Annotated in this window: 15 protein-coding genes and 4 pseudogenes; 8 read left to right on the forward strand and 11 right to left on the reverse strand. The window is 66.8% G+C overall.

The genetic code is table 11. The features are described from left to right. Positions 1-119 precede the first annotated feature (119 nt). From AB0D14_RS38430 to AB0D14_RS38445, 4 genes and pseudogenes are all read right to left on the reverse strand, one after another. On the reverse strand, positions 120-950 hold the full coding sequence (locus AB0D14_RS38430) for a M55 family metallopeptidase (protein WP_362788110.1): 831 nt from the start codon (positions 948-950) through the stop codon (positions 120-122). Between the two features lie 148 nt (positions 951-1,098). Next, complete coding sequence (locus tag AB0D14_RS38435) at positions 1,099-1,650, reverse strand: GNAT family N-acetyltransferase (protein WP_362788113.1); 552 nt, start codon at positions 1,648-1,650, stop codon at positions 1,099-1,101. 244 nt (positions 1,651-1,894) lie between these two features. After that, positions 1,895-2,221: pseudogene (locus AB0D14_RS38440) on the reverse strand (aminoglycoside phosphotransferase family protein); the annotation flags it as partial. Between the two features lie 293 nt (positions 2,222-2,514). Beyond that, positions 2,515-4,323 carry an IS481 family transposase gene (locus tag AB0D14_RS38445; RefSeq protein WP_362788115.1) on the reverse strand — a complete coding sequence of 603 codons (1,809 nt, stop codon included), beginning with the start codon at positions 4,321-4,323 and terminating at the stop codon, positions 2,515-2,517. Positions 4,324-4,452: 129 nt separating this feature from the next. Here AB0D14_RS38445 and AB0D14_RS38450 point away from each other — a divergent pair, with 129 nt between their 5' ends. After that, positions 4,453-4,884 carry a hypothetical protein gene (locus AB0D14_RS38450; RefSeq protein WP_362788118.1) on the forward strand — a complete coding sequence of 144 codons (432 nt, stop codon included), beginning with the start codon at positions 4,453-4,455 and terminating at the stop codon, positions 4,882-4,884. Between the two features lie 832 nt (positions 4,885-5,716). After that, positions 5,717-6,199 (forward strand): lamin tail domain-containing protein, encoded by a 483-nt coding sequence (locus tag AB0D14_RS38455; protein WP_362788121.1) that lies wholly within the window; start codon positions 5,717-5,719, stop codon positions 6,197-6,199. Positions 6,200-6,432: 233 nt separating this feature from the next. Here AB0D14_RS38455 and AB0D14_RS38460 read toward each other — a convergent pair. Continuing rightward, positions 6,433-6,735, reverse strand: a pseudogene (locus AB0D14_RS38460) (transposase); the annotation flags it as partial. A 50-nt stretch (positions 6,736-6,785) separates the two neighbouring features. Here AB0D14_RS38460 and AB0D14_RS38465 point away from each other — a divergent pair. After that, positions 6,786-7,226 (forward strand): annotated as a pseudogene (locus AB0D14_RS38465) (helicase associated domain-containing protein); the annotation flags it as partial. Positions 7,227-7,453: 227 nt separating this feature from the next. Beyond that, positions 7,454-8,638 (forward strand): pentapeptide repeat-containing protein, encoded by a 1,185-nt coding sequence (locus AB0D14_RS38470; RefSeq protein WP_362788124.1) that lies wholly within the window; start codon positions 7,454-7,456, stop codon positions 8,636-8,638. A gap of 181 nt (positions 8,639-8,819) precedes the next feature. On the opposite strand, the gene AB0D14_RS38475 is transcribed toward AB0D14_RS38470, so the two are convergent. Further along, entirely contained in the window at positions 8,820-10,139 is a 1,320-nt protein-coding gene (locus tag AB0D14_RS38475) for an ATP-binding protein (RefSeq protein WP_362788126.1), read from the reverse strand. Between the two features lie 164 nt (positions 10,140-10,303). Here AB0D14_RS38475 and AB0D14_RS38480 point away from each other — a divergent pair, with 164 nt between their 5' ends. Both AB0D14_RS38480 and AB0D14_RS38485 read left to right on the forward strand, forming a co-directional pair. Then, on the forward strand, positions 10,304-10,834 hold the full coding sequence (locus AB0D14_RS38480) for a hypothetical protein (RefSeq protein WP_362788129.1): 531 nt from the start codon (positions 10,304-10,306) through the stop codon (positions 10,832-10,834). A gap of 108 nt (positions 10,835-10,942) precedes the next feature. Beyond that, positions 10,943-12,505: a PIN domain-containing protein gene (locus AB0D14_RS38485; RefSeq protein WP_362788131.1), complete on the forward strand. Its 1,563-nt coding sequence runs from the start codon at positions 10,943-10,945 to the stop codon at positions 12,503-12,505. A 99-nt stretch (positions 12,506-12,604) separates the two neighbouring features. On the opposite strand, the gene AB0D14_RS38490 is transcribed toward AB0D14_RS38485, so the two are convergent. The 3 genes from AB0D14_RS38490 to AB0D14_RS38500 form a co-directional block, all read right to left on the reverse strand. Next, positions 12,605-13,669: a PIN domain-containing protein gene (locus tag AB0D14_RS38490; RefSeq protein ID WP_362788134.1), complete on the reverse strand. Its 1,065-nt coding sequence runs from the start codon at positions 13,667-13,669 to the stop codon at positions 12,605-12,607. 213 nt (positions 13,670-13,882) lie between these two features. Continuing rightward, positions 13,883-15,928, reverse strand: coding sequence for an ATP-binding protein (locus AB0D14_RS38495; RefSeq protein WP_362788137.1), 2,046 nt, complete (start codon positions 15,926-15,928; stop codon positions 13,883-13,885). 127 nt (positions 15,929-16,055) lie between these two features. Next, complete coding sequence (locus tag AB0D14_RS38500; protein WP_362788140.1) at positions 16,056-16,952, reverse strand: hypothetical protein; 897 nt, start codon at positions 16,950-16,952, stop codon at positions 16,056-16,058. 63 nt (positions 16,953-17,015) lie between these two features. Between AB0D14_RS38500 and AB0D14_RS38505 the strand changes: the two genes are divergently transcribed. Continuing rightward, a complete protein-coding gene (locus AB0D14_RS38505; protein ID WP_362788142.1) occupies positions 17,016-18,152 on the forward strand; it encodes an ATP-dependent DNA ligase in 1,137 nt (378 codons plus the stop codon). 377 nt (positions 18,153-18,529) lie between these two features. Continuing rightward, the gene (locus tag AB0D14_RS38510) at positions 18,530-19,987 is read left to right on the forward strand and encodes an NF041680 family putative transposase (protein WP_362788189.1); all 1,458 of its coding nucleotides are present in this window, start codon (positions 18,530-18,532) and stop codon (positions 19,985-19,987) included. 9 nt (positions 19,988-19,996) lie between these two features. On the opposite strand, the pseudogene AB0D14_RS38515 reads toward AB0D14_RS38510, so the two are convergent. After that, positions 19,997-20,233, reverse strand: a pseudogene (locus tag AB0D14_RS38515) (hypothetical protein). 100 nt (positions 20,234-20,333) lie between these two features. Continuing rightward, positions 20,334-22,298: a pentapeptide repeat-containing protein gene (locus tag AB0D14_RS38520; RefSeq protein ID WP_362788145.1), complete on the reverse strand. Its 1,965-nt coding sequence runs from the start codon at positions 22,296-22,298 to the stop codon at positions 20,334-20,336. Positions 22,299-22,502 lie beyond the last annotated feature (204 nt).

Below are 22,502 nucleotides of genomic sequence, written 5' to 3' on the forward strand. Positions count from 1 at the left end.
GCGCACGGCATCACCAGCTCACTGCAGAAGAGCCGCACCCGAGTCACATCCGGGGCATGGCTCCGAACGAGCCTCGACGAGGGTGAGACTCAATAGCCGCCCAGCGGTTGTCGTGGCGGTCAGCAATACGGTTGCTGGTTGGTCAGGGAGGCAGCCACTCGCGTCCACACGCCGAAGAGCCGATAGAGGCTGGGCAGGGCGCCCTGCGCCTGGACGGTCCGCGTGTCTGCCAATGTGACCCCCGGAATTCCCAGGAGCGTCGAGGCCACTGAAGCCGACTGCCAGCGGACTGTGAGGACGGACAGGTCCCCAGAGACCTCTGACGCCTTCGGCACTGTGGAGAGACTGACAGCGACCGCTTTCTCGATTGCCGCACGTGCTTCTTCCGCTGGCCGTAGATCTGCCGCGAATCGGTCCCGCGCGTACTTCACGGCCACGGTCGTCACCGACGCGTCCCATTCCGTCATCTCTGCGCAGGCACAGTCGTCACCGGTGAGGACTGCCACCGGAACGCCGATGGCGGCCGCGGTGGCGTGGGCCAGGCCGATCTCGCCCACGGGCCGGCCGTCCAGCCACATGTCCTCGATCTCGTGCCCCATGAAGCTGTGACTCAGCACACCGAGCTCGCCGGCCCGCGAGTGGTAGCCGACGCAGATCACGGCGTCGTGCTCGAAGGTGAGGCCTTCGAGCATAAGCATCTGCTTGGGCTTGCCACGGATGAGGCGGGCTGCCGGATGCAGCGACTCGGGCACGATGTTGCGCATCGGACCATGTGCATCGTTGACGGTGATCTCTGTGGCACCGGCCGCGACGGCGCCACGAACGGCGGCGTTGACGTCCTCCGCCATCATCAGCCGTCCACGCTCATAGTCCCGGCCGCCGGGCTGGACATCATCAGCGTCCACGAGCCCTGTGATGCCTTCCATATCCACACTGATGTAGATCCGCACTGCACAGTCTCCTCAAGCTTGATCGCTTAGGAGATGTCCGCCGCCCCTCCTCCGGTTCCTTCACCAGCTTGCGACCAACTACTTCCGGCCGAGGCTTTCCAAGCTCATGGCCTGGCACTGAAGTGCTAGTCGATGTGTCAAGCGAGACTCAGACACAGCGTCTCAGCTCAGGCGTGACCGGGGATCGCAGGCCGAGCCATTGCTCGGCGTCCCAGGCATGGAACCGCTCCACCTCGGTGAACCCCAGCTTTGCCGCGAGGCGCATCGAGCCGATGTTGGCGGTCTGGGTGGCGAGGACCACCGGCTCGCCGGGAAGGACGCCGTCGAACCAGTCGAGTGCGGCCGTGCACGCCTCGGCGGCGTATCCGAATCCCCACGCTCGCGGCAGGAACAGGTAGCCGAGATCGGCCTTCCCGGCGGCAGCCGGGAGATGGTGCTCCGGTGCTCTCCTGAGCAGGATCTGGCCGATCATCGCCCCGTCGAGATCAACGGCGAAACTCCCGGGCCACCGCTCGGGCGCCCCGGGCATCTCGCGCTCAAGCTCGTCACGCGGCCGGGGGCCGCCGAGGTAGGTGTGCACCTCTGGCGACGCCAGCAGCTCGATGAACGCCGCCCGGTCCCGGGCCTCGGGCTCACGGAGTACGAGCCTCTCGGTCCTGATCGGGGCAGGGGGCCAGGCAACGGGTCCGAGCTCAGTCATGCCGGCCAGCCAATCAGCCGGCTCGGCAGCGATCAAGAATCGCGGACCGATCAACCCACCGGCCCGGGCCCCACCTTCGCCGACACGACAGTGCCATCCGCACTCAACGACAAACGACATCGCGACTCGGGTCTGGCACAGATCTTGGGGAGTGGTCACGGCGGGTGATGCCGCTGTTCGAATCGAGGTAGGGCACGGGCAGCGGCGGCTCGCTGCCCGTGCCCGCGCCCCGGCCCGCCTTGGCTCAGCCCAGCGCGTCCATCAGGGCGGTGACGTAGGCATCCAGCCGCTCCTCCACGGCTCGCGTCGTCAGTTCTGTCCTCCCTGCCTCCCGCCATGGCTGCGCCACCAACTGCACTTCTTCTGAGAACGCCAGCCCGTCCCGAACCTGCCAGTACAGCCGCTCGCTCGCGGCCGCTGCCAGCACCCCGCCGGCCTCCTCATACGCCTCAGCGAACCGCAGACCCCACGCCGGGCCGTGCAGCAGTGCGAGATTGGTGGAGCAGTGCGCGACATCGAGGTCCGCTGGGCCCCAGGATGTCGCCGCCCAGTCAACGACGCCGGTGATCCGGGGACCTGCCGAACACGATGCTGACCCGCCGTGACCACTCCCCAAGATCTGTGCCAGACCCCGCGACTCACCGACAGAGCCACATCGGGCTGCCGCCTGGGCCAAGCATCGGCAATGACCGGATACCTACCGCCTGTCGCGGCCGCAAAACCGAACAGCCAGTCATCGGAAGTGCACGCCCAATTCACCCAAAGCACCCCGCGTCACCTGTCGGCAGGTGGCGCGGGGTCCCGGCAGCCGACCGGCCGCCGGGGTGTGATGTGAGGTCTCACGAGTTCATTGACGTGATGTTCTCAGGACTTCGTTGACGCCCCGTTGGTGCTGTCCCTGGCTGCGTAGGCTCGGAAGCGGGTGACGGGCTGCTTGCTGTCGCGGGGGTGGAGGCAGAGTTCCTCGCCGTCGAGCAGGACGCGGAAGTGCGTGTCCTCGACGATGACGTGCACGGTCTTCCCGGCGTGGGTGCGGCCGATCCGGAGCCGCTGGCGTGTGATCATGACGACGCCGTCGCGGGGAACGCGGCGCGTGACGCTGATCGGCCCGGGGGCCGGAGCGGGCAGCGGGTCGGCGGCGGTACGGGCGCCACGCAGGCGGGTGCGTTCCTCGGGAGCGATAGGCGAGGGCAGAGTCTTGGCGAGAACGCCGTCGGCGACGATGTGGGCCAGGTGTCCGTCCAGGCGGATCGTGACCTGGCGGCGGGCCAGCGGGGTGCCGACTTTCAGGGCCTGGCCGCCGAGTTGGCAGAAGCCGGCGCCGTCGACGGCGCGGGTCAGCTCCACCACTGCGTCGGCGGCGGGCTTCTTGCCGCGTGCCGCGCTGGTCGCGGCCGGGGGCGGTCCCGCCGGGTGGGCTCCGCGCAGGCGAAGTTCTTCCAAGTCGGTGGCGGTCAGGTTGGACGCGGCAGTGCGGACGTGTTCGCCGCCGATCTGCACGTGGATGCTGAACTCGTCGGCCCACACGTGCGCGGGGTGTCCTGCGTACTTCGGGGCCATGCGCAGGCGTTGGATGCGGGGCAGGACGTTGAGGACACCGGTGGAGGCGATCACGGTGTCGAACTCCACCGCGTTCTGGCTGAAGGGCAGCACCGCCTTGGCGGCCGGTAGTGCTGCCGGGGCCGGCTCGGCGGGGGCTGTCGGCGTGACCTGGGGCACGGCCGGAGCACCGACCGAGGGCGCGGGATCACCGGGCTGGCGCCGGATGGGGCGGAACAGGCTGGCCGGGGTGGCCATGTTCAGGGCCTGGTGGGGCCGCCTGTGGTTATAGGCGTGAACCCAGGATTCGATGGCCGCCTGGGCGGCGGGAAGATCAGCGAACGGCCCTGAATCGTCGAGGAGTTCGCGCCGCAGGGTGGCATGGAACCGTTCGATTTTCCCGGTCGTGGTGGGTGAACGGGGCTTCGTCAGCCTTGCGGTGATGCCGTTCTCCCGGCAGATGCGTTCGAAGAGGACCTCGGCCGGCCGCGGCTTGGTGAACCGTCCGGTGAACTGCTTTCCGTTGTCCGTGAGCACTTCGGACGGGATCCCGTACCGGCGCATCGCCGCGGCGAACGCTTCACAGACCGCCCGTCCCGACGGGGCGGCGGACACGACCAGGAACCGTGAGTGGTCGTCGATACCGGTGAGCATCTTGCACTCGCGCCCGTCGGCCAGGAAGATCCCGCCGACCAGATCCATCTGCCACAGGTGCATCGGGGCCTCGCGCTGCCAGCGCCGGTACTTGCGGCGGTGGTTCTGATCTTGAGGAACGATCAGGCTGTTGCGTGTCAACACCCGGTGCACGGTGGCCTTCGAGGGCACCAGCTTCACACCGCGCTCTCCCAACTCGAAGGAGATCCGGCGAGCACCCCAGCGCGGATGGGCCCGCCGGAGCCCGCATATCTCGGCCTCGACCTCGGCCGCCACCCGATGCGGACTGCGATGCGGGCGGCGCGAGACCTCGTCCAGGCCGGGCATGCCGCCTGCTTCATAGCGGCGCCGCCAGTTGTGCACGGTCTGCCGCGAAACTCCGTAACGGACCGCGACCTCCGTGATCGGCGAGCCTGCCCGCACCTCGCGCACCGCCTGGAACCGCTGCTCAGCCAGCCATGCCCGATCGGATCCCCCCATGCCCCCACCGAAGATCGACAACAGGGAGGAGGAGATCACCAACAGGCCGCCAGCGTCAAGGATGTACTGAATACACCACGTCAAAGATCTCCCGAGACCTCACAAAACCCGCCCCACCTGGGGAATTTCATGATCGCTCACAGGCCCGACGAGATCCGCTCCCCCAAGGAGCTGGCCCCCGGCGCCGTGGACGTGTCGGACGATGAGATCGAGGGCGCCCGCGCGCTCATCGACCACATGAGCTGCGACAGCCTGGAAGGCAGCGAGTTCGAGGACCACTACACGGACGCCCTCGCCGAAGTCATCAAAGCCAAGCGGGAAGGAACCGCCCCTCCCCAGATGCCGGAGCAGGAGGCATCGGCCGGGAAAGTCGTCGACCTGATGGCCGCGCTGGAAGCGTCCGTGAAGAAGGCCAAGTCCTCCTGCGGCGAGGACGACGCCGCCGTCCATGAACTCCCGAAGAAGAAGGCCACGTCCAAGAGCACAGCAAAGAAGACACCCGCCAAGACCACTACGAAGAAGACCGCCAAGAAGACAGCGACGAGGAAACGCAGCGCGTGACGGGTGACCGAGGCCTGGCCGGTTGTCGGACAGCCAGGCCTTCATCGCGCGGCGGTCGGCACGCTCAGGGCCGCCCGCCCCGTAGGCGAGCGAGGCGTGGGGGCAGTAGCCGTCGGCGGGGATCCGTGGGAAGCGCCCGCCGGTGACGTCGGCGTCGACGCGGGTGGTCAGCTCCCACAGACGGCGGGCCGGCACGCCGGGCCGCGCCGCGCACTCCACCGCGACCGAGCCGACCGACGGCCGGTCGTAGAGCAGATCGAACGGCGCGATCGTGACACAGGCCCCGCCGACCCGGTCGACGACGGCGGTGATCTCCGCGTCCGTGGACTGGTCGACCGGGCCGCCGTGCATGACCGTGGTGTGGACCCACCGGGCGGCAACCGGCCCGAGGCACGGGCGGCGGGTCAACTTCCGGTACGGGAGTACGAGCTGTTCCTCCACCAGCGCGGTGTCGGGAATCGAACCTTCCGCGCGTGGTGGAACAGCAGAGCGAAGCCGCGGGCCCCTGCCCTGTTACGAGTCCGCGAGAACTTTGCCCAGGGGCGCGAAGGGAGCGCGGTGAAGGCGCGGCGGGAGCTGGAAACCGCTTTCACGGCACTCTCCGGGCGTGGATGCACCGGACACCGAACTGCCCGCGCCCGTCCGCCGGATAGATGAGGGTCTCATCTGACAGTCACTGAAATGTCCACATACAGCAACATCAAGCGGGACACCTGCCGTGTGGGGTGGGGCGCGGCCAAGCTGTGGGTCCTCGGCACTCGCCGGGAACGCAACACCGTCTTCGGTGGCCGGTCAGGGCCGGCCAACGGGGGCTCACAGTTGGGGGACGTCCATGCCTTCTCGCTCCACCCGCCGTATCACCGCGGCAGTACTCACTGTCGGCGCCGCGCTCGGCGCGACCGCCCTGCCCGCCACCGCGGACAGCAGTCACCAGCAGGCCCGACGCTCCCACGTCGAAATCAGCGCCGTGCAGTACGACTCGCCGGGCTACGACAGCCGCTCCAACCGCTCCCTGAACAAGGAATGGGTCGACATCACCAACACCGGCCGGCGCGCCGTCAACCTCCAGGGCTGGACGCTGTCGGATGAGGACGGCCGCACCTACACCTTCCGCCACTACCGCCTGGACGGCCACGCAACCGTGCGTGTCCACACCGGTGAAGGCCGCGACAACCACCACCACCTCTACCAGGACCGCAGTCACTACGTGTGGGACAACCGCTCCGACACCGCCACCCTGCGCAACGACAACGGCCGCCGCATCGACGACGAGTCCTGGGGCCGGGGCCACGGCGGCGGCCACCACCACCGCTGACCCCACCCCACCGGGCCGAGACCATAAACCTCATCGGCACGGCCTGGCATGACCCGCGGCGGCGTCCCGGCGGCTTCACCAAGCCCCCGGGACGCCGCCAGTCTTCTGCGCCAGGAACACTGTTCCGAAAACTGACGACGCGTTCAAGGATCTCGTCTGACGGTCTTCGCCCAGACCTGCTGTCTGACGGTGTTCCGGGGGGCGGGGCCGCTAGGGCGCATATTGAGTCGTGATCAATTGGTGGTCCGGGTGAGGTCTTCGATCCAGATGATCGAGGCTCGTAGGTGGAGGCCGGCGAGGTAGCTGTCCGGGGTCTTGTCGTATCGGGTAGCGATGCCTCGCCAGGCCTTGAGCCTGTTGATCAGGCGCTCGGCGGTGTTCCTCTCCTTGTAGAGGGCGGCGTCGTGGCTGACGGGGCGACCGCCCCCGGAGCCCTTCTTCTTCTTCCGGTTGGAGGCCTGGTCCTTCTTCTCGGGAATCACTGCCTTGATGCCGCGTTGACGCAGGTGGGCCCGGTTGCCGCGGGACGAGTAGGCCTAATGGGAAGCGAAGGCCCGCAGAAGTTGGCCTTCTGGGCGCGGGGGCGGCCGACGGGGTCCTGCCCTACATCGCCCCGGGTGTCGTGTTCGAGGGTGATGACGTGGGCAAGTGGCGTTGGCGGCAGCAGGAGCCGGGCACCTGGAAGCAGCTGTCCACCGAACAGCAGGAGCGGCTGGCCGCACTGGGCGTGCAGCCCGCTGAGACTCCGTCTCCCGCCCCAGCGGCGGCGGTCGGTGCGGCGAAGGGGTCCGCCAAGGCGCAGCAGGCGTTCCAGCGGGGCCTGGCGGCCCTCGCGCAGTGGGTGGAGCGGGAGGGCGCCGACCGGCCGGTGCCGAGGGGGCACGGCGAAGAGACCGTGGTCGACGGCGAGGCGGAGCCGGTGACCGTGAAGCTGGGTGTGTGGATTTCGAACACCAAATCGAGGCGGGACAAACTCACCGCCGACCAGCAGGACGCGCTGCGGGAGCTGGGGGTTGCGTGGGCGTGACGCCGGTCGTCCGCAGGCGTTGCTGTGCACGACGTCGCGCACCACCGGCATCCCACACGCTGATCACTGGGGTCCAACCCGTACAACAGGGGCCCGCCGGGGCCCGCCATCTGCCGAGCCTGCCCCTTCCCGCAGTCGGCTGCGCGCACAGGGCACGCTACTCAACTCCACCTCTGAAACGGGCAATCACTGCATGCCGCTACGACGGCACGGACATCATGCCGAGCATGAACCCCGCAAGCCTCGTCGGCTGGATCGAGTCGCGCGACCTGCCCGCCACCGCGCTCACAGTCGCGGCTGCAGTCCTCATCGCCGACCTCGCCTGGGCCTACCTCGACCGAGCCAAGCCCGATGCGGACAACGAAGACGCAGTGAAAGTCCACGCCCAGCACCGCCGCGCCCGCTTCGTCGTGGGCGGAACAGCTGGCTCCATCGCCTTCACCGTGCTCCTCATCTGGGGACCCTGGTGGATCGAAGGCCACCACCTGCGAGACAAGAACCACGAGCTCGTCTCCAGCGCCGGCATCATCATCACCGGCTTCCGAACCATGCTCATCGCTCTCGCCGCAGGCGGCTTCACCGCAGCAGGCCTCTACTACACCCGCGAAAAGCACCGGCTTGAACGCGACCAGTTCAAACACACCCAAGAGCAGTTCACCGAGAACCAAAAGCAGTTCGAGACCATTCTGCGAGAGACGCAGCAACGAGACCAGGAACAGGTCGAACTCGCACGCGAAGGCCAAGTCACGGGACGCTACGTCGAAGCAATCAAGCTCATGGCGTCGAAGGAACTCGCCGAACGACTCGGCGGCATCTACGCCCTCGAACGCATCATGAAGGACAGCGAAAAAGACCACGAGGCGATCGTTGAAGTACTTGCCGCCTTCATCCGGCTCATGCCGAAGGAAGACAGAACAGGCCAGCCTGAAGCCCGCATCAGGGACGACGCGCAAGCCGCCCTGTCAGTCCTAGGTCGACGCCCAGAAAGACCTGAGCGCATCAGGATTGATCTTAGCGGCGCCAACCTCAAGCATGCGAACCTCGAAAGAGCCTGCCTCTCGAGGGCGGACTTTTCTAACGCCGACCTGAGCAACGCTAGGGCAGATGGGGCTAACTTCGACAAAGCTTACTGCGTCAAAGCTAATCTCACCCACATACTCCTCCGAGACGCATCCGTGCAGGAGGTGAATTTTCTCGGAAGCAACCTGACCCAAGCCAAGCTCAGCCGGACAGACCTACGGAAATCCGGATTCATTACGGCCAAACTTCAGAGCACCAACCTCGAAGGATCGAACCTCATAGGAGCTGTATACCTAACAGTCGACATGCTGCTCGATTGCAATATAACCGAAAGGACACAGCTTCCCGACAGACTGGCAAGCGACCCGGAAATCCAGCACCGCCAAAGCTGACCCGAGACTCATCCTGCAGGCCACGGCCGCCAAATCGAGGCGGGACAGGCTCACCCCGGAACAGCTCGACGCCCTACGGGAACTGGGCCTGAAGTGGGCGTGAAGTAGTTGTGGTGAGCCGCTGAGCCGGATCCTGCAAAGTCCGGGGACGGACGGGTCCCGGGACTTTGTGCTGTCGGCGTTAGCTGATCCAGCCAGTGAGCTGATGGCGGAAGTCACCAAGCCGGTCGAGCAGGACATCGCCGTCGGGGGTCAGGGCATGAGGCTGGTGGGTGCCCATGTCCGCCAGCAGGTCGGAGGCGAGGGCATAGGCCGCGACGACAGCTTCTCGTTTGTCATTGATGATCGCTGCGAGATTCGCTGTGGTCTGGGCTGGGGTCGCCGGGAGCGGTGTCGGGAGGCCGTGGTGGAAGGCGTGCTCCGACACCAGCAGGTGTACCGGAGCGTTGTTGTCGTCGAAGCGGTGGAAGGCCGCTGAGACAATGAGGTCCCCGGCTGCGCCGGTCTCCGCTGCCCAGGCCGCCGATGTCTGCACTAGGGCTACGAGATCGAGTTCCAGGCCGCGCTGGTACAGAATTTCGGGGCCGTCGGGGTCCTGCCGGCTGCTTCGGATGTTGAGGGGCCGTGCCGCGAAGAAGCTGCCGTCCTGGTGGAGCTGGCCGGTCGGGACGCCCTCGAAGCGGACTTGGCGGCGGCCGACCAGAACGGGCTGCTTCGGTTGAATATTGGTCGTGATCGCTTCCCCTGCAAGTGTGAAGAAGCGGTTGAGCGCCGCGTCTCGCTCCGCCTTTGTGATCAGGGAATAGACCCCGCGGACGGCGGGGACCGCGGCCAAGCTGACCCAGCCTGGGTAGTAGTCCACCTTGGGCTTGCCACCATGCTCGGTGCTGATCAGGTGGGTCGACAGGTAGCCGAGACCGGAGTCGGCAACCTGATGCAGACGATCGACGTCATCGGAGGCCGCCTGGAAGCGGTCGCGGTAGCGCTGGGCGATCTCGGATTCGGTGAGGGTGCGGGTGGTAGTGCCGTTCCGAACATGCACCCGGAAGTTGTAGTCGTTGCCCGGTGCGGCGACAGCGTGCGGAGATTGCGTGCTTGGGGGCACGGTCAGCAGCCAGTAGACCTTGCCGCCTTCGGCGCCTGATTTCACAGTGCGCACGCCTACGTGGGGCACGACAGGCTGGGCCCAGTTCGCGAGCACCGAGCGGATCCACTCTTCACCCCGTCCCTGGATCGGCTCAGAAGGGGCGAGGGCGCGCGCATGATCCTGCTTGCCGTCGTCGACACCGATGACGACCATGCCGCCGACGGTGTTGGCCATGGCGCACACATCCTTGGCGAGCTCCTTCTTCCCCGCGTCAGTGCCCTGGTAGAAATCCTTCTTCCAGTCGAGATCGACGCCCTCGGGCACCTGGCTGTCGACCGCCCGCTTGAGATCGTCCTCAGTCAGGTCATCAGGGTGGCGCCCCAGGGCGGCAACAAGCCGTGCAGGCAGAGCCATCGATACTCCAGTGCGTGTCCATTAGCAGCGTGCTGGCAGTCGCCAACCCGATCACGCTAAACGAGCTGACCGGCGTGACACTACGGATTTCCACGGAACGCGAGAGGTCCCGGCTCAAGGAGTTCTGGCACAGGCTGCGGACAAGTGAGCTCTAAGGTGATGGAGTGGAGGAACTCACCGACGTCAAAGGGCTGATGGCGCGTCGTAGCAATGACGACCGTAGCTTCCAGGACTACTGCGCTGATCCTGCGGTGGCCGCCACCGGGTGGCCGCCCGATGTCCTCGAACAATGGCCCTTCGATCACTGGAGACACTCGCCCTTCGAGGATGACTACGGGGCCATCGATCCGCGGGATGTCGTGTGGCGCCTTGAGATGGTCACGGCTCAAGAACTCAGCAAGATGCCAACCGGAGAAACCGACGCCGGCCGCATCGAGGAGGTCGCCGAACATCCGGACCACTATTCCGGAAACCGTGGCCTTGTCAGCCGCCGCTGGGAAACCGACGGGACTTGGGTGCGCGCGCCGATCTTGATCGACCGACGCCTGCTGAACCCGCTGGGCAGCGGACTGCAAGTGGTGGAGGGCCGGACACGCGTCGGTGTTTTACGAGGGCGCCTGCTCCTCGGCAAGTTCGTTGCGCCCAAGCACGGTGCCTGGATCGGACGCCCCGCTGTGGCGCTGGCACGCGGTTGAACTGCGCCCATCCCGCCTCAGCTCTTGGTGGGACCGGGCGGCCGAGCGGCAGCATCGGATCGTCGGCGACTTTCTGTTCCATGAATCAGTTGAGACGGAGGACCTAGGTTGATCATCTTCGATACGAACGCACTGCACCTTATCGAGGCCGACAGCGTGCCAGCCGACATTGTCCGGAAGCTGAGGGCGTCAGGTATCCAGGTGGCGGTGCCATGGATGGTGATGGAAGAACTTGCCGCGCACAAGGCGCGGATGTACCCCACCAAGCACAAGTCGGCTGTCGACGTGCTGGCGAAGCTGGACAAACTTCTCCCCTGGGAGCTGAAGAGCTCGCTAGAGCCACTTGACCCTGAGCGGCTTCTGAATCACTGGCGGGGGGCTTACGGGGCGGTCTTCGACGTTATCGAGACCAGCGGTGAGGCAGCGCGGCGGGCGCTGTCTCGCGAGTCGATGGGGCTTCTTCCGGCGAAGCCGCGGCAGCCCGATAAGTACGACGCTCCGGTGGGAGGCCGGGACGCCGCAATCTGGTTCTCCGTCCTGGAATTTCTGGAGACCAATCCTGAACAGGAGGTTCATTTTGTCACGAACAACACCAAGGACTTCGGGGACGGGAAGACCTACCCGTACCCGTTGAACGAGGACGTGCGGGGACTGGAGGGCCGGCTCAAACGGCTTGCTGACTTCGCGGAGGTCGTCTCGACGTTCACCGAGGAAGTGTCCGGGGAGGACGCGAAGGACGCTGCGAACGAGCTCCTTCGGTCACGTCCCGTGCGGTCGCGGGTCGCACAGACCGCGATGGAGCATCTCAGTTCCCCGGTCGATTTCGACGGACTGGGTGCCGACGAGACCCTGGTGTCGTGGTCTGCGTGGGTGAGTCCTCCCGAAGCTGATCTGCTCAGCGTCGACGACGTCACGGGGCACAAGATCGGGGACGACGTCTGGTACACGGCGAACGCACAATGGCTGCTGTACGGCATCGCCAGTGACAGTGACGGCTCAGAGGCCCAGTTCATCGCGTGCACGTGGGAGATGAAGATTCTCTTCTCGTCAGGCGAAGCCGAGAGCCTCACGGCGCTCGAGACTGCCGCGCCCTGCCCACCGGACACCTCCGACGCAGCGAGCCTCGAAATACTCCAGCGCCTCAAGAAGCGGGTACAGACTGCGTCCCGGCGAGCCGTACGGAATGCGCTGAGCGGCACCTCCTCAGCCGAGGAGGCCGTGGCCCAGCACCTGTCCAGGTCCCTGCCGAAGATCGGTGCTATCGGCCAGGTGCAGCGCAGCCTGATCGCCGACCAGGTCTCGGCGGCCCTGCCGAAATTCAACCCCGGCGTCCTCGGTCTCCTCAGGGACGCCGGCCTGGCGCGGCAAGCGGCCCTCGGCATCCCCGGCCTGAATCTGGCCGTCGGCAACATCAGCGACCTCTTCCCACCGAACACATTCGGCGCCGCCGCCGGGATCACCGCGATTCTCAAGAATTCCGGTTTCACCAATCCGGCACTGGCCCCGCCCATGATCGATTACGGGCTCGGCAAGAACCTTGGCCTCGGCGCGTTTCCACCCAGTCTGTTCGCCGGCCTCTCCCGATCCTTGGCTGACTCGGCCGACGAGGACGACGGTGGTCTGCCGCAGGAAGACGATGCGGAGGACCCGGACGAACCCGATCAGTCCTGAATGCCGACTGCGGCCGGCGGCGCGACAGCGAGCACCCGGGCCGGAAAGACAGCACCGCAAAGTCCTGCGGGCGGGTGAGCGGAGGAACGGCGCAAGACTCTAAAGGTCACTCAATTCCTGTACCGGGCGGCCGACTGTCCACAGGTCGCCAGGGGCACGGACGAAAGCGCGGTGGGCGCGTAGGTGCCGCTGCAGTTGCGCGGCCGGGATGGTGTGGCCCTGGCGGTCAAGCGCGTCGCGCAACTCGCCGGGGGTCAGGGGGCGGCCGCAGCGGGCAAGGTAGCGGGCTGCCAGCTGCTCGGGGTTGGGATAGGCCGGCGGCTGGACCACCAGGAGCGAGTCGCTGATCGCCCGGTGTTCGAGCATCGCGGCGTTGCCGCGCTCCAGCAGCGGCAGCGCCACTTCCCCCAGGCGCGAGATGCGCTGCCGCCAGTCGCCGCGCGACAGGTAGCCGCTGCGATAGCCCCATAGCAGCAGCCCGCCCACGGCGGCCGCCGTGGGCAGCGGGTTGCGCGCTGCCAGGGACACCAGGCGCTGCGCGCCCGCACCGGACGCCCGCAGCATCACGTCGATGACGAGCAGGCCATTGGCGGCGGTAGCTTCGAGGCCGGCCAGGCGCAGCAGACTTTGGGCGACGGGGATCCAGTCGATGACGGCGAAGCCGAAGCGGGAGAAGACACTGTCCTGGGTGACGATGACGCATGGGCTGAGGAACTCCGCGAGTGCCATCGTGGGTGCGTCGTCGGGGTCTCCGCGGTGCCGGAGGTCCCTCCCCGGGTCGACTTGGATGATGTGCCGGGTCTGCGGGGCCAAGTGGTCGCGGATCTCTAGTTCCACGACGCGAACGGCGGGGAGGATCTGTTGTCGGAGCAGGCGGCGTACCCGACGTTCCGGCACTTGGTAGTGGTCCGCCAGCTTGGTCAGGTGTTCGTCGATCTCGCCGGGCACGTGGGCAGCAACGTAGGGGTTGGCGCGGCCGGTGCCGGCCAGCGCGGTGACCTTGTCCTGCTGGTAGTCGTGCTTCACGAGGTAGCAGGCTTCGGTCAGCAGCGCGTTGGTGTCGAGAATGGGCAGCAGCATCGGCCCCGGCAGCACCATCGGATTGATCGCCGACACGGACGGACGCGGCAGCGGCGATACCGAAGGAACACGGTCAAGCGTCATGGATCGAGTGTGGCGGCCTACGTTGACGCCCACACCGCATTTTCTGGATCAGGCTCTCCTACATAGGAGCCGCGCCCCCGGCCCCGGGCTCGGGGCTGCCCTCCCGACGGCTATCGCATGCTCGGTGCAACCCGCTCCGGGGTGGGCGTGGCCTCCAGACGGTCCAGGACCACCCAAGCCCCTGGTACCCGGTGATTCCGGGACCTCGTCTTTTCACTGTTCGTCTTGCGAGGTGCCAGCGGGATCGGTTTCCTCGGTCTGGGTGCGCGGCTGTGTCAGGGCGTCGGGAATGAAGTGGGAGTAGCTCTCTCGGAGGTGCTGGGTGACGCGGTCGTCGGTCGCCTCGTAGTTCAGCTGATCCTGGAAGAACCGCAACTTCTTCTCCGCAGCGTCGAGGATCTCGCCCCAGTTCTTGACCCAGACCTCATAGTTGTCCTGTACGTCGGCGAGACCGGCGGGACGGTCCTTCTGCCGGATGTCGCGACGGATCTTGTCCGAGTATTCGTAGGTGACGAGGAAAAAGCGCCACTTGGATCCCACCCCGCTGTACTGGGGGTCATCGATGATGGCGTGCGCGTAGCCCTTGATCTGGCCAAGCTCTTTCGGACCGACCTTAACGGTGGGTCGCTTGAGCTCGATGACGAGGCGCTCGGTGCTGTTGTCGTCCTTGCGGCTGCGGAACAGCAGGATGTCGACGCGGCCGCTGCGCCCGTCGGGCTGGGTGACGGCTTCGAGTTCGTGCTCCAGGACGACGTCTTCACCAAGGTGGTCGTCCAGGTGGGCCTGGAGAACATTGGTGAGTCCCAGTTCGCTCCTGGTCATGTGCCAGTCCTCGCCGAACAGCCACAGGTTCTTGGCGATCATGGGATGGAGCTGGTCGACCTCGCGGAGGTTCTTGCGGAGGTGTTCGTCGGCGAGGAGCTTGCGCAGCGCCTGGATGAAGTTCAGGCGGTTGGTGACGGTGGTCGCTGCGCCGATGACGTGGGTCAGGTCGGTGCTGTCGAGGAGGTTCTTCAGGTGTCGGCGGTCGTCGTCGCTGAGCGCCAGGACCTTGTCGAGGATGGTGTGGAGGTCGCCGGGGTTGCTCTCCAGGGCGGTGCGGATGAGATTGACGGAGAGGTTGCGGGCGGCCCTTTTGTTGGGAAGCGCGTGGCGGGCGGCGGTGACGACGACGTCGAAGGTCTGACGCTCTATGGCGAGCGCACCGGACGCCGGCTGGTCGTCGTAGGGGTAGATCCCTTCGGTCTTCAGCTGCCGCACGACCTCTGCCGAGATCTGGGCCCCGCGAACGGCCAGGTGCTTCTGCACAGCCTTGACGGCCGCGCCCAGGAGTCCGGAGTGGGACATGGTCAGTCCGTGCAGGTCGTCGACGGAGAGGCCGTTGAACAGGTTGGCGCGCAGGTAGGGAGTGAAGCTGATGATGCCGTCGGACCAGTCGCTGCCGTGCTCTCCCAGAGCGATGCCCTCGGCGTTACAGATGAGCATCTTGCGGTCGCCCATCCGCTTGTTCCACTCGACAAAGGTCACGACCGGGGGCGGGTCCTCGCCGACGTACTCCTGCGGCAGGTCCAGATCCAGGTCGACGGGTTCGCCGACGATGATGTCGCTAGGGTCGAGCCGCTTGCCGTCGAACGTGACGACTACGTGCGGGTAGGCCCGCAGGTAGAACGCCAGCTTTGCGGTGAGGTTCGCGCTGGCATCGTCTCGCTCCAGGCTGCTCAGGGGCTTGCCCTGGGGAACAGAGATGCGGACGGTCGTGCCGGGCTTCTCCCGGACCGGCTCTCTCTCCTCAACCTGCCAGATGGTGGCGTGGTCGGCGTTCCCGCGGATTCGGACCCCGCCCAGATCGTCGCCCACCTTGGCAGTGGACTCCCAGGCAAGCCGGTCGCCCAGGGCGAAGGCGAAGAGCCGGCCTTCGCCGTTGCGGCCGTGCAGAATGCGCTCCCCGCCCTCGGTGTGCGTCCTGGTCGTCTTCCAGGTGGTGCCATATGCCTGGAACGCACTGCGCGCTCGCTCGGGCGTCATGCCATGACCGTTGTCGGTCACCACGACATCGGTGATGGCCTTCATGCTGGAGCGGTGCAGTTCGACGTGGACCTCGGTGGCGTTGGCGTCCAGGGCATTCCACACCAGTTCGGCGACCGCCGTGATTTGGGGTTTCCTCTTGAACTGGAGAATCTTGCGCTCACCGACCGAGAGCTCGAACTCCGTCAGCGGCGGTCCGCTCTGCGCCGGCAGCCCGGCGCTGACCGCAGCCACGCCAACTCCCCTGCGTGCAGCGCCTTCTGTGTTGTGATCCCCAGACATGCGGTGACCGTACCGGTTTCACACAGTGCGGTACACATCGCCGTACGTAAAGGAGCTATGCGTCCTGGGGCTGCCAAAATCATTTGTTCATGACCCACGCGAGATGCTCGGCAAACGCTTCGTCCTCGGCTGCATCGGGAGTGCGCGTGTAAGTACACACCAGGCACTGCCCATACCCGACCCGGCCGAAGGTAGGAGCCATACCCTCCACACAGAACGTGTCGTGTCCGCAGACAGGACAGGCGTCAAGGTCGTGTCCGTCCGGATTGTGCTTCGGGTGGTAGGCGTTGGGGTTCACCACGTGCTCGGCGCGTCGCGCTGCTTCCTCCTCACCAATCCGTTCGAGGTACTCGGCAGCGCGCTCCTGGGAGGCTGAGTCTTCCCTTTGAGCGGTCTCCTGGATCCGGTCCTGTTGTTGCTCTCCCATCACCCCAAGGCTCTCGTGTTCATCGAGGGCCAGCAGGGCCTCGATGTGACGGCGCTGGAGGCCTCCGGCACCACGGCCGTGCCGGGCCGTCTGGCTGGCCTCGATCCCATTCTGAAGCGTGCGCACATCGACCCGGGTATGCGTCGACAGGCGACGCGGCTGGAAAAGAGAGTCTGGGTCAGCCTGAGGTATCTCCGGCAGGGGGTGCTTGTCAGGGATGAGGACGATGCCGTCCTCTGCATGCACGTGTCCTTCGATCACCTTGAGCAGTGCGCTGGCCGGCAGGACGCGCCCCTTGTGGGACTCCTCCCCCGACCACTCGAAGGCGACGATCGCGGCCAGCCCGTTGGACAGTGCCTGATCGAAAATGCCTTCCCGGCCCGCCATGGACGGAGCGAAGAGGTCATCGCCCGTTGGAGCAGCGACGGCAAAGGGGTTCTCGGGGTCGGCGGCTGGCGCGCCGTCGTTACCTGCTTCGTGCAGCTCTGCGGCCAGCACTACGGCGCACCGGGCGAATTCTTTAGCTCGCTGATCCCTCATGCTGAGCATGGTGCCGTGTGCTAGCCGCCCAGGACAGATGTTGCGGCGAGTGTTCCGTGGAAGGGATCAGGTATGACCTGGACGTTTCCCATGCCGATGCTCAGTTCCCCCACCCCCGAGCCCGAGCTGCGGCCGGGCTTCGCGGGTGAGCCGAAGTGGGACGGATTTCGGGCGCTGCTCTCCGTAGACGGTGGCCGGGTTGCGCTGCGTTCCCGGCGTGGGACCGAGATGGGTCCGGCGTTCCCCGAGGTGGTGGCCGGGGCCGGACAGCTCCCGGACGCCACGGCGCTGGACGGTGAACTCATCGTGTGGGACGCGGCGGGCCGGCTCGCGTTCGAGCGGCTGCAGAACCGGCTTTCCCGCCGCGGCGCCAAGGCAACGGCGGGTGCACAGCAATGGCCGGCGCACTTCGTCGCCTTCGACGTGCTGCGGCTGTCCGGAACAGATACAGCCTCGTGGCCCTACCGGCGTCGGAGGGGAGCCCTGGAGGCGCTGTTCACCGACAGAGCGCTGACAGCCCCCTGGGCGCTGTGCCCGTCAACCACCGACCCCGACACCCTGCGCGACTACCTCACCTGGACGGCCGTCGGCCTGGAGGGAGTCGTCTTCAAACGGCTCGATGCCCCCTACCGTCCGTCGGTGCGCGGATGGCAGAAGTACAAGATCCGCGAGACGAGCGAGGCGATCGTCGGCGCGTTCACCGGCCCCCGCGCCGCCCCTCGCACACTGTTGTTGGGCCGGTACGACACCGAAGACCGTCTCCAGTACGCCGGCCGCACCACCACCCTGCCCCGGAGCGCCGCCACCGCGCTCGCCGACCTCCTGCCTGCAGATCAAGCCGATCATCCCTGGACGGGGTGGTCGTTCTCCGCCGGGTGGGACAGCCACGAGACGCTCGCGGTAACGCTGGTGAAACCCGAGCTGGTGGTGGAGGTGGGTGTTGACGTCGCCCGCGACGCTTCCGGCCGGTGGCGGCACCCCGCACGTTGGCACCGCCCTCGCCCCGACATCGCATCTAAGCTTGTCTTTTATCCTCTGTCCGTGTCGTACGGCGGTGACGGTCGGTTCCAGACGTCATCGAACCTGCTGATGATCTGGCGGAGTTCGCGGGCGGTTCGAGGCGACACGGCCTGCGTCACGGTGTCGAGAAGAACGCGTGCTTCAAGGGGATTACCGCAGCAGTACCAGTGCACGTTGCCCCACTCGTAGTCGTGCCACAGCTCGCGCTCGGGACGACGAACGTAGTCCTTCCACAAGCGCACGGCTGCGCTGACGTCGCCCGGCTGGAGATAAGTCCGGGTGCACTCAAGACGGTAGACCTCAGACAGCGCACGCGAGGAGAGGCCGTCGATGACGGGGGTTGCGTCTGGTGTCCGGCGGCGGGAGATGCCGGCCCGGATGTGTCCTGGCCGTCTACGCGGCATGGACCTTTCGGTTCGTCGTCATGCCGGACATGGTGCCACGACTCCGAACAACACCTCGAACAGGTTCGCTCGTCCGGGAGTCCGCCGGGCAGGCGGACGGCCCCCGCATGAGCATGCGTTCCGTCACAGAACCGCGTTCATACGAAGGCCGCAGGGGTGAGTCTGCTGGACCACGATGCCCGGCACGAGGCATTCGACTTCACGTCCCACTTTCGGGAGGACTTCTACGGATGCCTGACCCGACGAGGTGACACGTTGTTCGAACTCTGCGACGCGATGCTCTGCGAGGACGGGCCGGTGACCTCGCCGGTCGACCTGACGCTGCTGGCTGAACACCGGCGTGGGCACGGCGCGTTGTACGACGCGCTCAACCAGGGCCGCATCGACTCGGACAGGCTGCGGAAGGCACTGGCCGTGCTGCCGCAGCCCAAGGCCGCCGACGAGCGCCTGGTCCTGGCCGTCGATGTCTCGCCGTGGCTGCGTCCGGACGCGCCGACCAGCCCGGACCGCCTGTTCTGCCATGTCTACGGACGCTCGGGACGGTCCAGTGACCAGTTCATTCCCGGCTGGCCCTACTCCTTCGTCGCCGCGCTGGAGACGGGCCGCACCTCGTGGTGCCAGGTGCTGGACGCGGTCCGCCTCGGCCCCGACGATGATGTCGCCGAGGTCACCGCCCGGCAGGTCCGCCGCGTCGTGAACGATTTGATCGGCCAGGGCCAGTGGGAGGTGGGCGACCCGGACATCCTGATCGTCTTCGACGCCGGATACGACGCCCCTCGCATGGCCTACCTCCTCCATGGTCTTCCCATCGAGGTGCTGGGACGGATGCGCTCGGACCGTGTCATGCGCCGGCCGACACCCTCACTCAAGGAGTACGCCCTGGCCTATCCCCAGGGCGGGCGACCGCCGAAGCACGGCAAGGAGTTCCGCTTCGCCAAGCCCGATACCTGGGGCGAGCCCGACGCGGAGACAGTGCAGGTCACCGACCGCTACGGCACCGCCCAGGCCATGGCCTGGGACCGCATCCACCCCCGGCTCACCACCCGCAGCGCGTGGATCGACCACGACGGCGAACTCCCCATCATCGAAGGCACCCTCATCCGGCTCCAGGTGGACCACCTGCCCGGCGGAGGCGACCCACTACCCGTCTGGCTGTGGTCCTCCAAGACCGGCATGACCAGCGAGGACGTCGACCTGCGGTGGCAAGCGTTCCTGCGGCGCTTCGACCTTGAACATACTTTCCGTTTTGTAAAGCAGACGCTCGGCTGGACCCGTCCCAGACTCCGTAGCCCCGAGGCCGCGGACCGGTGGACATGGCTCGTGATCGCGGCACACACCCAGCTGCGGCTCACCCGCGAGGCCGCGGCCGATCTCCGCCGCCCCTGGGAGAAGCGGGCCGAGCCCGCCCGGCTCACCCCGGCCCGTGTCCGCCGGGGGTTCAGGAACCTCCGCCCTCACCTGCACAGTCCGGCCCGTGCACCCAAACTCTCAACACCCGGACCTGGACGCCCACTTGGCTCGAAGAACCGGCAACCCGCTACCCGTTACGACGTGGGCAAATCGACCAGACGCCCAGAAAGCATCGCTGAACGTAATCACCTCAAAGCTCATAAACCATAAAAAACAAGCTCATGCGGCGCGTGACGCTTCCCGCGTGCGGACCAGCTGTCGCAGCTCGGTGCGCGCTGCCGGCACCGAAGGGGCAGTGATCCAGTGCGGGTGCCGCCACAGGCGTACAGACAGCCGAAGGAGGCGGCGGCGCAGGGCCGTGGTGTCGCGGGGCCGCGGCGCGGCGAGCGCTTCGTAGGCGGCGTTGAAGGCGTGCTGTGTCTACACCAGGTCGTCAGGGAAGTCGGTGGAATCCATACCGGCATTAGATCGCTTGTTCGAATTCTCTGTCATTCCGGACGCGCCGCTGTGACGCGCAGAGTGTCCTGTGCCACCGAAGTTTGAGCGGCTGGTGGGTTCAGCGTTTGACGCGGCCTCGGATGGCAAGGGCAGCGAGGGTCAGGAGAACAGGTTCGAGGAAGCGACTGGTCATCTCGATGTAGGTGCCGGCAGTGGTGAGGTTTTGTCCGCTGGAGCGGAACACGACCGAGTTGAGGACGACGCGTACGGCTTTCTCGGCACGTTTTCCGGTGAGGTGGTCGTGGGTAATGCCGGTGAGGGTGGGGTCGCCGTTGTCGACGGTCAGGTTCACGGTCTGTCCTGCGGCGGGCAGTGTGCCCGTGACCTTCGGTTTGGGGTCTTCGGTGGGCAGTCCCCAGAGCATCATGGCGAGGATGGTGGCGGCTACGGCGAGGCCGAGCCAGGCGAGGGAGCGGGAAGCGCGGAGTCCGTAGCCGGACAGGGCCCAGTAGGCGGTGAGGAGTTGGTGTTCGGCGCGGTTGCGGCCGGGGCGGCGGACCAGGCGGCGCATTTCCATCTCGCCCATGTAGAAGTCTGCGGCACCAGGTTCGTCCTTGCCGTCCTCGAAAGCCTTGCGGAGCTGCCGGTAGAGCGCGGCGAGCGCGGGCGGCCCGGGAGGACTCGCCGCAGGGGCCGGTTGTGGCGTGGCGGGGGTCCATCCCGCGCGCAGGCGGGGGCGGCCGGGGACAATGGCGCGCCAGTGGTGTTCCTCGGCCAGGGCCAGGCGATCGGTCCAGCGCAGCGGGATACCCCGTCGTAGGTCGATTCCAGTAGGGGTACGGGCGAAGGTGGTCTCGCCGCCCAGGCGGAGCTGGTCGAGGTGGACGGCTCCGAAGAAGCGGCATGCGCTCAGGTCGGTGTCGGTAAGGACCAGCTGCGTGGCATCCACGCCGCGCAGCGACAGGACACTGACGCCTGGGGCACCCGTCAGTCCGCTCTCGCCCACGGCATGCCCCATGGCGTCTTGGAAGCGGGTGGGGTGGGCGGTGATGGCGAGGGGTTGGGTGACGATGGCCTCGGTCAAGTCGAGGCTGGCGTGGCGCAGGCGGAGGATCGCGGTTGCATCCCACCGGGTGCGCGCGCACGACAGGTGGGTGGCGGCGGCCTCGATCACCACCGGCACGCCGAACACCGCCCGGGACAGGTCGAGAACTCCCACGCATGCGAGAGGACCCAGCTTCGGTGCAGCGGTGAACGTCGCGTCGCTGAACCGGGCGTCAGCGGTGAACAGCGCGCAGTCGAACCGGGCGTCGGCGGAGAATGTCGCATGGTCGAACAAGGCGTCGGCGGCGAACGTCGCACCGCCGAACACGGCGTCGGCGGCGAACGTCGAGTTCTCGAACCGGGCGTCGGCGGCAAACCTCGCGCCGTCGAACCGGACGTTTGCCGTGAACGTCGCGCCGTCGAACCGGGCGGGTAACGTGAACTCCGCACGGTCGAACCAAGCTTTGGCGGTGAACGTCGCCCTGGCGAACATGGCGTCGGTCGTGAACGTCGCACTGCTGAAAGTGGCGTTTCCGGTGAACGTCGCATGGTCGAACCGTGCATCGTCGGAGAACGTCGCGCCGTCGAACCAGGCTTTGGCGATGAAGGTTGCGCCCCCGAACACGGCGTGTGCGGTGAACGTCGCACCGATGAAACCGGCTTCGGCGGTGAACGTCGCGTTCTCGAATACGGCGTAGGTGGTGAACGTCGTACCGTCGAACCGGGCGTCGGCGGTGAACGTCGCGCTGTCGAACCGGGCGGTCCCGAGGTGGGGGCTGGTAGTGATCGGGTCCCGGACAGCATGGAGGAGCGCGGCCAGGAGAGGGTCATCGAAGGTGGTGCCGCGGTGATCGACGTCGGCGCCGGGGCTCAGACCTGCGAGGTAAACGGCGCGATCGGAGGAGTCGAGGTGGGCCAGACAGCAAGCGTGTCCGGTGACGTGGACGCCACGGCAGCCAATCGGGTCGGCCGTGCTTGCTCCCTGAGCGCAGTACTGCCATGACGGAGGTACGGGCGAAAGCGCCGGAGGCGACGTCATGTTCTCGGAGACGACCGAGCGTGCCCAGTGGTTGCGGACGACGCGTGCGTGCGAGGTCGTCGGCGCATTAGCCCCCTTGCCGCACAACCCGCGACGAGCCCCTGAACTACGCGCTCAGCCCTCGGTGGCACCGAGTCGCGTCCGTCAAGGTTCGATGGCACGCGCTCAGAGTTCGACGGCGCAGGACACAGAGATAGACGGCCA

The organism is Streptomyces sp. NPDC048484, assembly GCF_040651415.1.
Classification (GTDB): domain Bacteria; phylum Actinomycetota; class Actinomycetes; order Streptomycetales; family Streptomycetaceae; genus Streptomyces.